The 12,731-nt window shown below is 41.6% G+C and carries 10 protein-coding genes; 1 reads left to right on the plus strand and 9 read right to left on the minus strand.

Annotated elements, in window-relative coordinates; translation table 11 throughout:
- Positions 1-176: 176 nt before the first annotated feature.
- From PSYC_RS03995 to queC, 7 genes are all read right to left on the minus strand, one after another.
- Positions 177-752: a TerD family protein gene (locus tag PSYC_RS03995; RefSeq protein ID WP_011280045.1), complete on the minus strand. Its 576-nt coding sequence runs from the start codon at positions 750-752 to the stop codon at positions 177-179.
- Between the two features lie 403 nt (positions 753-1,155).
- Positions 1,156-3,462 carry a bifunctional 23S rRNA (guanine(2069)-N(7))-methyltransferase RlmK/23S rRNA (guanine(2445)-N(2))-methyltransferase RlmL gene (rlmKL, locus tag PSYC_RS04000; protein WP_011280046.1) on the minus strand — a complete coding sequence of 769 codons (2,307 nt, stop codon included), beginning with the start codon at positions 3,460-3,462 and terminating at the stop codon, positions 1,156-1,158.
- Positions 3,463-3,783: 321 nt separating this feature from the next.
- Positions 3,784-4,977: a mechanosensitive ion channel family protein gene (locus PSYC_RS04005; RefSeq protein ID WP_227500354.1), complete on the minus strand. Its 1,194-nt coding sequence runs from the start codon at positions 4,975-4,977 to the stop codon at positions 3,784-3,786.
- Between the two features lie 80 nt (positions 4,978-5,057).
- Complete coding sequence (locus PSYC_RS04010; RefSeq protein ID WP_011280048.1) at positions 5,058-6,593, minus strand: dihydrolipoyl dehydrogenase; 1,536 nt, start codon at positions 6,591-6,593, stop codon at positions 5,058-5,060.
- Positions 6,594-6,646: 53 nt separating this feature from the next.
- Positions 6,647-7,147 carry a peroxiredoxin gene (locus PSYC_RS04015; protein WP_011280049.1) on the minus strand — a complete coding sequence of 167 codons (501 nt, stop codon included), beginning with the start codon at positions 7,145-7,147 and terminating at the stop codon, positions 6,647-6,649.
- Between the two features lie 158 nt (positions 7,148-7,305).
- Positions 7,306-7,635 (minus strand): hypothetical protein, encoded by a 330-nt coding sequence (locus PSYC_RS04020; protein ID WP_011280050.1) that lies wholly within the window; start codon positions 7,633-7,635, stop codon positions 7,306-7,308.
- A gap of 272 nt (positions 7,636-7,907) precedes the next feature.
- Entirely contained in the window at positions 7,908-8,687 is a 780-nt protein-coding gene (gene queC / locus PSYC_RS04025) for a 7-cyano-7-deazaguanine synthase QueC (protein ID WP_041757566.1), read from the minus strand.
- A gap of 382 nt (positions 8,688-9,069) precedes the next feature.
- Here queC and ttcA point away from each other — a divergent pair, with 382 nt between their 5' ends.
- Positions 9,070-10,215, plus strand: a complete 1,146-nt coding sequence (ttcA, locus tag PSYC_RS04030; protein ID WP_011280052.1) for a tRNA 2-thiocytidine(32) synthetase TtcA — start codon at positions 9,070-9,072, stop codon at positions 10,213-10,215.
- Between the two features lie 100 nt (positions 10,216-10,315).
- On the opposite strand, the gene PSYC_RS04035 is transcribed toward ttcA, so the two are convergent.
- Together PSYC_RS04035 and ccoG are read right to left on the minus strand one after the other, a co-directional pair.
- The gene (locus PSYC_RS04035; RefSeq protein WP_011280053.1) at positions 10,316-10,897 is read right to left on the minus strand and encodes a FixH family protein; all 582 of its coding nucleotides are present in this window, start codon (positions 10,895-10,897) and stop codon (positions 10,316-10,318) included.
- A 146-nt stretch (positions 10,898-11,043) separates the two neighbouring features.
- Positions 11,044-12,453, minus strand: coding sequence for a cytochrome c oxidase accessory protein CcoG (gene ccoG / locus PSYC_RS04040; RefSeq protein ID WP_011280054.1), 1,410 nt, complete (start codon positions 12,451-12,453; stop codon positions 11,044-11,046).
- Positions 12,454-12,731: the final 278 nt, after the last annotated feature.

Below are 12,731 nucleotides of genomic sequence, written 5' to 3' on the forward strand. Positions count from 1 at the left end.
TGCATAATTCTAAACAAAACATAAAGCATTATCAGTCATTTGGCTATTAAAAATTGTGACTATTTTGCAACCATATTTTACAGCCATTATCACAGCTAATAGTGAGGCATATTTGCTTTATGTTTTGGACGGACTTATCATCTAATAAATAGTTTTAGCACGGACTAAATATTGATTTAGATATCAACACCATATTGCTGGCACATCACTTGTAGACCACCTGAATAGCCTTGACCAACGGCGCGGAATTTCCATTCGGCATTGTGGCGATAGACTTCGCCAAATACCATCGCTGTCTCAATAGAGTGGTCTTCTGCTAAATCAAAACGGACCACTTCAGTACCCGTTTCTTCATTAACAACGCGAATAAATGCATTGGCTACTTGTCCGAAATTTTGGCTACGCGCAGCGGCATCATGGATAGTCACAGTGACAACGATTTTATCGACATCAGCAGGTACTTGCGTTAGGTTGACTTTGACCACTTCGTCATCACCGTCACCTTCGCCCGTACGGTTGTCACCGGTATGCTCAACGGCGCCATTATCAGATTTGAGCTGATTATAAAAGATAAAGTCATGGTCGCCGCGTACTTTGCCAGCTGCATTTAATAAAAATACGCTCGCATCAAGATCGAATTCAGCACCAGAGGTTGCGCGCTCATCCCAACCAAGACCAATAAGTAATTTGGTTAGATTTGGATCTGTTTTGGTGAGCGATAAATTACCGCCTTTATTCAGAGATAATGCCATGGAATGGTCCTTGTTATTTATTGGAGTAGGGTGAGTTGCACGATTACAACGGTGAAGATAAAAACTATAGTCGGTGAAAAGTAATATCGATACAACAGGTACTACTGGTGCAAATTTTTCTTGCTTGCTGTGCCTACGCAGACAGAGGCTGCAAAAAATTTACACCAGTAGTACTGTAGCGGCTTTAAAGTATTTCAACTATATTTTAAGACCGTCTCTTCAAAATAGTACTGTGTCGCTTTTGAATCAGATTTACTATACCAGCGATAATAGGATTAAACAAAGGTAAGATGATCGCTAGCAGCGTTCTATCATACCAATAAAAAATGACCCAATCAAAGCTGATTGGGTCATTGTTATGTTTCATACCAAGTTAGGCATCAAAGCTAAGATTTATTGTTTTTTATATACTCTGACGATGACGAATCTCAAAACTTTGATGAATCGGTTTTTTGATATCAAAATCAAAACCGATAGTTTTTTGGGTAATATCGACGATGTCATAACGTTCAGTCAACTGCTCATCCAGCTCAAAGCGGGTAAAGTTATTAGAGAAGTATAAAATACCATCTGCCGTTAAGCGGTTCATGGCACGGTTAATCAGTGCAGCATGATCACGCTGGACATCAAAGGTACCTTGAAACTTTTTAGAGTTTGAAAAGGTTGGTGGATCAATAAAGATAATATCGAATTGTTCCGTATTGTCTTTGATCCACTCAAAAATATCGGCAGCAACAAATTGATATTTATTACCACTGACATTTAAGCCATTCAAGGCAAAGTTTTGCTTGCCCCAATCCAGGTAATTCTGTGATAAATCCACGCTGGTCACTTTTTTAGCGCCCGCCAATGCAGCATGCACACTCGCCGTACAAGTATAAGCGAATAAGTTCAATACCGACTTATTACGACTGTTGTCTTTGATACGCGCACGCATATTGCGATGGTCAATAAATAAACCCGTATCGAGATAATCGGTGAAATTGACATACAGATAAGCGCCATCTTCGCGGGCAATATAAAACTTGCCACGCTTTTCGGTATTGCCTTGTTTACTATATTGGTCATTACCGGATTGACGAGCACGAGTTTTAATAAAGATTTGTTCGCGGTTAATGCCGAACACTTCACGAATACCCATTAACGCCAAATTAAAGCGTTTTTTGGCAGTTTCTGGTGGAATAGTTTTCGGCGGCGCGTACTCTTGCACATGAGCATAGTCGCCATATAAGTCGATCGCCACTTTAAAATCAGGTAAGTCAGCGTTGTAGACCCGGATATTGCTCACGTTGTCTTTTTTAGCCAATTTCTTTAGTCGGGTCAGGTTTTTTTGCAAACGGTTGATAAAATCTTGACCGTCTTCAACCTCAATTTCACGTTTCTCAAAACGATTAACAAGATTACCCGTTTGTCCAGCAATCAAGGTACCATAGCGGAAATACACGGTAATGGCACCATTATGACACCGCAACGTTTTTGGCTCTCTGATAGGCAAGATATCTACTTGCTCAACGTGAGATGCCAATATACCAAGCATCGGATCAACACCACTACCAGCAAAGCTGTCTTGTAATATAAGACCAATCGATTGATATAATGGCTTAATCATTTCTTCATCACCCAGACGCTCACCATAAGGTGGGTTGGTGATAATCAAAGGATTGCTTAGACGACCGTCAGCAACCAAGGGTTTTAATAGCGTACTTAGCTGATCAAGGGCGCGCGTTTCGATATCGAGTAGCGGCAATAAGTCTTGCAGACCGGCGGCAATCAGGTTCTTTTCTGTGGCAATGATGGCGCCATTATCAGCATCGAATCCAAAGATGAGCGGCAAAGTATCCGGCTGCTCATTAGCAATCTCTAAGGCTGCACGGAAACGTGTCTGTGCATCATCAATCATCTCTTGCCATAGTGCCGCATCATGATGCTGCCACTCGTAAAAACCAAATTGATTGGCGGCTTTATCAATACCGACGGCATAATCACAATGCATGAGTAGCGCTTCAATGATAAAGGTACCAGAGCCACACATCGGGTCGATTAGTGCATTATAAAAAGGCGCGTCACCTGCCTCATTTTTCTGATGCCAGCCTGCACTATAAAGTAGGGCAGCTGCTAAGTTTTCTTTTAATGGTGCCTCTGTCATTGCCACGCGATAGCCACGGCGATGTAAACTGGTACCTGACAAATCCAAATACAATTCAGCTTGCTTGTCATTGACGGTCGCAAAAATAGAAAAGTCTGGATTTTTACTATCGACGTTAGGGCGGCTTTCATATACTTCGTTAAAGGTATCAGCAATCGCATCTTTGATACGTAGCATGGCAAACTGTTGGCTGACTGCCACACGTTTATCCACAGACAGACGAATCGCAAATGTCTGCTCTAAGCTAAATTGCTCCGTCCAATTGACCGATTTTGCCAAACCATACAGCTGCTCAGCCACATCATATTCGGCATTGATATTTTTGCGTTTAATCAGCATTAATACACGAGATGCCACGCGCGACCAAAGGCAGATCTTATATAAATCACGCAAGGTACCCGTAACAGCAAGGCGACCAGTGCTTTTCATCTCGCTTGCAATACCAAAACTGGTCAGCTCAGTCTGTAGCGGTGCTTCTAACCCATCGGCGCAGGTAATGATAAGGTCAAGCGACAACGGTGCCGAAGATACTGTGGAAGAGGCGAGCGCGGTTGTTTCGGTCATACGGATACCTGTGGGCTAAATTGATAAATAGTGCACATCATAAAATAAGATGTTTAACCGCTAATTTTACCATAATTCTATAGCGGATGCTTTAAAGCGCTGATGTTTAAGAAAGCGATGATTAAAAGATTTATATTTTAAAGAACTTTTTATGGCATATATAGTCGGTGAAAAGTAATATCGATACAACACGTACTACTGGTGCAAATTTTTCTTGCTTGCTGTGCCTACGCAGACAGAGGCTGCAAAAAATTTACACCAGTAATACGGTAGCGACTTTAAAGTATTTCAACTATAAATGCTAAATAAGTTGCAAGAATATTAATGCTGGTCTTTGTTCAGCGCTAATGACTCTGAAACAGTTTGCGCGGTCGTTGCCAATGGCTTGGGCTTGGTCACAATCGGATAGACGTCTTCTCTTGGCATTAAGAGGCGCATATGAGGATAAGGGGTCGAGATATCAGCGGCATCAAAAGCGCGTTTGATATTCTCTCGTAAATCCTCTTTGATTTTGGGCATACGAGCTACTGCCGCTGGTTTGACCCAAAAGCGTACAATAAAATATACGCCATACTCGCCAATCTCTGCCACGGTCGCAGAAGACTCAGGTCGGTTAAGTACCGCCTCACTATCAGACAGTACCTGCAGAATTTCCTCACGTGCTTTATCGATATCATCTTCAAAAGCAATACGCATCTGAATATCAAAGCGTATAAAGTTTTTGGAGGTCAGGTTGGTAACGACGGAGGAGGCGACATTCGAATTGGGTATGATGACTGTAATATTGTCACGAGTTAAGATATGGGTCGTACGTAAGGCAATCACCACTACGCGACCTTCATTGTCATTGATGTTGACCCAGTCACCGACTTGAAAGGACTGCTCAAGCAAAATAGTAATGCCCGCAATAAAATTGGCAAGCGTTGACTGCGCGGCAAAACCGACTGCCAAACCGGCGATACCCAAACCTGCTACTAAAGAGACAATATCAAAGCCAAACTGTGCCATGACACTGGCAAGCCCTAAGACTAATAGCAGCACCGATAAGATATTTTTAAGCAGCTGCTCAATAGAGGCGTTTAGACCATAGTGCTGTAGGATTTTATGGATAATTTGTCCAGAAGATGTCCATAATACATAATATATCCCCGCCCATGTACTGGCTTTGGCAGTGGCCTTGATGGTATCTGGCTCAAAATTCAGCTGACTCATAATAGCAATGACACTGGTCACGGCCCATACATAACGCAGGATTGAGCGGGCAATTTTAGCCCAGCGCTCATTAAGGCGAATGCGTGCTTTGCTTTTTTTGAGTACATAGATAGCAAGCCAATAAAGAAACCCCGATATCGCAAGCAATATTAGGATTTTGATGCCAGTGCTCACCAGTTCTACTGATTTAGACGACCAATCTAAGGTGCCTTCCTCGATAGAGCCACCAATGGCAAGATAAAGGCTGGTATGCAGATCGCGAGCAATCTCTTGAAAAAACTCAGTAATACTAGTGATTGCCATTATCTTATCCATGAAAGGTGTGGTTCTAAAATATATTACTCTATACTAATATGATGTTAACAACGTGGTTTAATGCTCATTCAAGAGCTGTGTTGTTGGGTATCAAGCGATTGATACGGTATTTCCATCAAATCCTGAACATCACGCAAGGCAGCACGCAAAGCCTCTAAAATAGTAGGGTGATAAAAAGGGGTGTCGAGTATGTCTTTGATACTCAAGTCGTTGGTAATTGCCATTGCCAATATATGACCGATATATTCTGCATCCGGACCAACCATGCTTGCGCCCAAGATTCTGTCTGTTTTTTCACAGCCATAAATATGCAATAGACCACAGTTGACACCCATAACACGGCTACGACCTTGATTGTCAAAGTTGACTTTCCCAATCACGTGTTCAAGCGTTGGATCTTGTTCGATATCTGGTAAAGACATACCGACATTGACGATTTGCGGTGAACTAAAGACGATGGAAAATGGCGTTGCAGGCGGACGAATATAGGCGTCTTTTTTGTTGCCGCAGACCATACTTCCGGCACTGAAACCTTCATCGCTTGCTACATGAAGCAATGGAATATGGGCATTGGCATCACCTACAATATAAACGTCTAAATCACCGATTTTACCAGTTTTTTTATCAAGGTTTTTTGGGCGATTTTTATCATCGAGCTCAACGCCAAGGTTTTCAACACCCAATGTATCTATATTGTTGCGTCGACCGGTCGCGACCAGTACATAGTCACCTTGCCATTGTTGTACCTTACCGGCGCTGTCTTCATAGTCAATAAATGCAGCGATGTTCTTTTTATCTATATTTTTATCGATATTTCCATCTAATTTTTGACCGATATCAGTAATTTTACTCCCCAAGTGCATGGTCAGCTCGCGACTTAGGCAGTCAATGGCTTTGTTATTGATATCATTATCTTTTAAACCAGCAACGCGTTTGGCGCGATTAAATACCGTTACCTTTACACCCAAACGTGTAAAGGCTTGGGCAAGCTCTAAACCTATGGCACCTGCACCAATGACAGCCATGGATTTTGGCAAGTCGACTAACTCAAAGACAGTGTCTGAGGTCAGCATGGTGTCGCCAAGCTTGTCAGCCCAGCCATCTGGAATAAAGGTCGAGCTGCCAGTAGCGACAATGATTTTATCTGCTTGTATCAACTCATCATTGACCTCAATCAGACCTTGCTTATTAATATAAGCACGTCCCGCTATTTTGCTATCCTCAGACCAGCTATCGACGTATTTTTCGATGTAGCTGGAAAAATGACCACGCTCAGCGCGCACCCGTTCCATTACTTGTTTGCCATCTATGTGAGCAGTGGCATGGATGCCAAATTCACCAGAATGATTGGCATCATGAGCGCGGTCAGCGGCGGCAATGAGTAATTTGCTTGGCATACAACCCACCGCAATACAGGTCGTTGTCCAAAAGCCATCATTAATAATAATGATATCTTCTACAGATTTTTTTGCTTGACGAAAAGCGTTTTGACCGGCAGTCCCAGCACCAATGACCGCAACAGATACCTTGCGCGTCACGTTTTGATGAGTGCTATGATCAAAGGGAGCAGAAGGATCGGAGGCGGTATCAGGCTGTTTATTCATAGTATTCTCAAATAAAGAGTGTTTTAAGGTTTATCGTCAGGTCTATTAAAAAACTAAGGCGCAAGCGTGGTTAATAAACGCTCAGTATAATCCTTTGCTTTAAGGTTGCGCTGTGCATGAGTGAGCGTACCATTTTTATCAAAGACAAATGCTGAACGCACAAGACCTAGAGTAATATTGCCATACATGTTCTTTTCTTTAATCACATCAAAATGGTGGCAAAGTTTTTCATCGGCATCACTGATAAGTGGGATCTGTAGATTGTATTTGGTAATAAAGCTTTCATGTGATTCAACGCTATCACGTGAGACGCCAATGATGTCATAGCCTAAGTCATCAAACTCGTTAAGATGGGCGGTAAACTCTGTCGCTTGTGTGGTGCAGCCAGGGGTATTGTCTTTTGGATAAAAATAAAGGATAAGTCCTTTGCTGGTATTGGCTACTAGCTCTTTTAAGCTGATGTCATCATGAATGAAATGACCGTCTAGCTCGCGTACGATGGTGACTGGAAAATCAGGTAGGGTAATGGTTTCTGTGGTTGGCTTTGCCATCATAAAATCCTTATTTATTTTGATTGGGGTTATATTATTATTGGTCATCCCATTATAGGCAGATTCGTAGAAATAAATCCTCAATTTTACACATCACTTATGGATGAGCAACAAAAAAGACTGGCAATTGCCAGTCTTTTAGACATCTAAAAATTTAAGGATTAAGCAGGTTTTTGTGGCTGTTTTAAGTCCAAACCAATGGTACATTGCTGCAAATCTTTTTGCATTTTTTTCACATACGAGAGGCTTGATGGGTCTTTTTTACTTTGCGCGTAGCTCTCAATCTCCCACATCTGACCAATGGTCATATTGCTACGGACACCGATGGTACAGTCACAAAGCTTGGTTGCAGTGCTCTTGTCAGCGACTTTGTATTTGACCGCGCCGTTGACGCAAGTATTGATATTATTCTGTTTAATATCAACAGCATTTGCTTGTGGCATGGCAAATAGAGCAGCAAGGGCTAGGGGTAATACTGGCAAAAATTTCATAAATATCCTCTTACGGGTAGCAGCGATGACTTGAATTTTTTATAAATAATTCAGTTTTTGTACAAATGATAAAATATCACTTCTGCTAAAATGTTGGTATTTTGGTGCGCATTCATATCTTGTTGCAGATAGAGTGGCTCATACCATACCAACTATTGTATTTAAAATACAACGGCAGCGTGCTGTGTTAATGCAAGCGAATGTTGCGCCAATGTTTAATCGCCTTTATTTTAAGACAGTCTATTCGTATTCTAAGACATTAATCTCTGCAATCATGACTGGTAATGTGTAGGGTCGGCAACGCCTGCCTGAGCAAACCCTTGACGGCGCAGCGCACAACTGTCACAAACGCCGCAGGCAAAACCATTGGCATCTGCTTGATAACAAGAAATCGTCTGCCCGTAATCGACGCCAAGAGACAGACCAAGCTCGATGGTTTTGGCTTTTGATAGCTGTTGCAGTGGCGTTTGAATCGATAAATGATGACCGGTAACACCTGCTTTGGTGGCAAGGTTTGCCATATGCTGGAAAGCGGCAATATATTCAGGTCGGCAGTCAGGATATCCTGAATAATCGACTGAGCTTACACCAATGACGATATGGTTAGAGTCAGTCACTTCAGCGACTGCCAAGGCATAAGATAAGAAGATAGTATTGCGCGCTGGCACATAGGTATTTGGAATGGCGTCGTTATCAATCTCATCACGCTTTTTATCTGGGAATTTATCAGTATCACCATCGGGCACAATCATACTGTGATCTGTTAATGATGAGCCACCCAATTGGGCGATATCGATATCAATAATCCTATGATTGACCCCTGCGGTTTCAGCGATCGCTTTAGCAGCGATAAGCTCACTATTATGACGTTGACCATAATCAAAGCTGACTGCGGTTACTGAAGCATAACGCGCCTTTGCCCAATATAAACAAGTCACTGAATCAAGCCCACCTGACAACAGCACGACCGCATTTTGGCTTTTATGCAGCTCGTTTAATTGGGTATCGTTTTCTTGATCAGCAGAAGAGGTTGGCAGAGCAGTATTTGTCATAGTGGCATCTATTATTGGTTGACGAAAAACGCCTATTTTAACAAAAATCCCACCATTACAGAACCTTGAAAGCAGCATTAAAAAATCATGTAAGTAATAGGATGAAGTTTAGGAAAATTGGTAATAAAGTATTAGCATTTGTGAATGAAAAGTGAGGCTTTAGATACATAGTTGCATTTAAGAGGATAATTTAAGATCCTCTTTTCAATCTGTTAGCAAATTTTGTTATAATCGCTGCTGTTTTAAAGCACTGTTTGAAGCGTTACTTTACTAAGCATCATTGTTAGCCATATGCAGATAGCTTTTATTGCAGCCTTTTTAATAGATCGATTGATTACCTCTTTTGAAGTAAAGACATTCTTGTCAAGATATTGAGTAACTTATGACTGCAGCAACCTTATTTACACAACAAACCACGCCTCAGTTTGATAAGGCTTCTATCGATACTGACGTGAATCATCATGCTAAAACAACTGCCATCGAGGCGATGTTATATGATGATAGCGATGACAGAAATGATGATTTTATGGATGAGCAAGCGGATAAAATATTGGCTGACACTCAATCATTGACCGAATCGGCTTACTTTCGTAAATTGCAAAAGAAGCTGCGCCGTCAAGTATCATGGGCGATTCGTGATTTCAATATGATTGAAGATGGCGATGTGGTAATGGTCTGCGTATCAGGTGGTAAAGACAGCTATACGTTGCTCGATATATTGCTGTTATTAAAACGTATTGCCCCGATTCATTTTGATATCGTCGCCGTCAATCTTGACCAAAAGCAGCCAGGCTATCCTGAAGAGGTGTTACCAGCCTATCTAAACGAGCAGGGCATTGCTCATTATATTCTGGAAAAAGATACTTATAGTATTGTCAAAAGCGTGGTGCCAGAAGGCAAGACCTATTGTTCGGCATGCTCACGCTTACGCCGTGGCTCACTTTATGGTTTCGCCAAACAAATCGGTGCGACCAAGATTGCGCTTGGGCACCATCGCGACGATATGTTAGCGACTTTCTTTTTAAACTTGTTTCATGGCGGCGCGCTTAAATCGATGCCGCCTAAGTTACTCAGTGATGACAAGCAAAATATGCTTATCCGTCCACTGGCTTATGTGGAAGAAAAAGACATCATTGAATATGCTCGCCTAAAAGAATTCCCAATTATTCCCTGTAACTTATGTGGCAGCCAAACCAATCTGCAACGTGCCATTATTAATGACATGCTACGTGAATGGGACGACGCCCATCCTCAGCGCTTAGCATCTATTTTTAAAGCGATGCAAAATGTGGCTCCTTCGCAATTGGCAGATAGAGAGCTGTTTGATTTTGAAACCTTGAGCCTTGAGCGTGATGACAACGAGCGTTTGTTTGAAGGTGATAATATCCAAGCGGGACAAATAGAGAGTCTGGCTGAGATTGGTTTACCGGTCGCGCCCGCAACGCAGATATTTAATCCAAACTTTGTTGATACAGAAAAGGGCAGCCACACCCCCAAAAAGATCCCAACGATTAATCCAGTGATTTAATGACTTAATGATTGAATGCCGTTTAGGACTTTTAAACAAAAAAACCAGCCATGAACTTATCATGAGCTGGTTTTTCATTTTTAATAATGCTTTGCAGAATTTAACTTTCACCAAATACCGGTAGAGGATCAAAGCTAACCTCTGAGCGTGGTAACTTGGCAACATCCTGCATGCGCCAATCGTCTTTACCTTCATGGCTCACTTGTAAATAATATTTGGCTTTAAGAGGATCGATATCCACTTGCGCACTGTATTTATTGCCTTCTAAATGCTTTAGTACCACATCATGGTCTTTTTTGATGTCAGTGGCATGAGATATAGATAAATCCAATGTTTCAGGATAGTTAAGCGGACTGCCATTAATCAATTTACCTGACTGCAAACTTTGCTCAGGATAGTTCAGATAAAACACAACATCGCCATTATTTGCAAATTGCATTTGCCCATGTAGGTCTAAATCATATGTCAACTTGTCACGCGAGACATCATGATAAAGGGTTTTACCATCCATATACCAGTCGTCGCGTACCACGCTATCACGAATCTGATAAGAGTAATAAACAAACCAGATGCAAGCAATGACGACGAAAGCTGGCATACCAATGACAAAGATAACCACCATATAGTTTTTATACCATGGCTGGCTGTCTTGATGCTTAAAATTTGGGGTTGGACTGGACATAACATACCTATTAATCAGATATCTAGTAACCGTATCAACGGATAAAGCTGACAGCTAAAGGCTGCCAAGGTAAGGTAACTCAATAACCAGTGAGCTACCAAGCGCTAACTCACTGGTAGGTATCATTTAATAATGAATATTTATACTCACTGCCCTTGAGTGGTAAAAACATTCTGTTTACTAACATGATATTTGCCGTCTTCACTACTGACATTCAAAGTCACTGGTGTTTGACCAAACTCAATCACATCAGGGTCGCCATAGATACTAACTGGCATATCAAAGCTTTCACCGGCATCTAACGGCACATCTTTAAAGCGAATTTCTAAGCTCAAGCCCTCTTGCGGCGCTAGCGTTATTTTGTAAGTATGGGCATCTTGGGTTTTATTGGTCAGCTTAACGATATAACTGTTTTCAATCATGCCTTGCTGATTCAATGAAGACAGCTGATTGCGGTCACGGCGTATATCAATCTCTAATGGCACACGGTCATTTAAAGCGTATAAGACACCACCACAAAGTATGGTTAAAAGTATTAAGTAAGCAAAGAAACGGGGGCGAAAGACACGGCTTTTCTCTTTTTCAGCCAGTTGACGCTCTGTTGTATAGCGGATAAGTCCGCGTGGATAGCCCACTTTATCCATAATCTCATTACAAGCATCGACACAGGCGGCGCACTGAATACAAGCAACTTGTAATCCATCACGAATATCAATCCCAGTAGGGCAGACCTGTACACACATTTGGCACTCGATACAGTCGCCTAAGTTCTCAGGGTTGGTGCCTTTTTTGCGAGCACCGCGAGGCTCGCCGCGCTCATAATCATATGAGACAACCAATGTATCTTTATCAAACATCACGCTTTGAAAGCGACCATAAGGACAGATTTGGATACACATCTGCTCGCGCATATAACCTGCATTGACATAGGTCGAAAACGCAAAGATAAATATTGACACCCAAATCCACGTCGCCCAATCAGGGAAGGGGATAAAACCAATCATCTGCCAGCTATTGTATAGAGCATCTGTACCCGATACATAACTTACAAAGGTCGTGGCGGTAATCATAGAAAACACAAACCAAATAAAATATATCAAAAAGCGTTTAAACACTTTGGTTGCACTCATCGGCTCTTTGTCAAACTTGATGCGTTTATTGCGATCGCCAATCACCCATTTTTCTACATATTGAAATAAGTGAGTCCAAATTGTTTGAGGACAAGCATAGCCACACCAAACCCGCCCTGCATATACTGTCACCATAAATAAGGTGAAGGCTGCAATGATAGCAAAGGCCGCAATAAAATAAAAATCCTGCGTCAAAAATGTCATGCCAAAAATATAATAATGCTGCGATGGCACATCCAACCAAATAGCTTGTCGTCCATTGTAACGCAACCACGGCAACAGCAAAAACGCTGCCAAAAGTGCATACATCGTAATAACACGAATGTTTTGATAAAAACCAGTCACAAATCGTGGATGGACACGATGCTTTGTGGCATCAAGATCTACTTGCTGTACAGGGATTTTATTGGATTGTGGTGCTGACATAAACGTGCCTCTTTAAAAAAAGAATCAGTCTGCTGGCATGGGTAACAAACATCTATTATAAAAATAAGATAGGTGGATGTGCGGTGTTATCAATGTCAGTAAGTAGAGAGAGATATCAAAATTAAAACGCTACTAACTCGCCTACTATAAATGAGGAATTATCAATAATTGGCAAAAAAGCTGAAATGGCTCTGTCACCAATGTTTTATGGTTTAACTATTTTAACATTCTCCCTACTATAAATGGGGTGAGAGTGCTAAAAAGCAACATCTATATGA

Source organism: Psychrobacter arcticus 273-4 (assembly GCF_000012305.1).
Classification (GTDB): domain Bacteria; phylum Pseudomonadota; class Gammaproteobacteria; order Pseudomonadales; family Moraxellaceae; genus Psychrobacter; species Psychrobacter arcticus.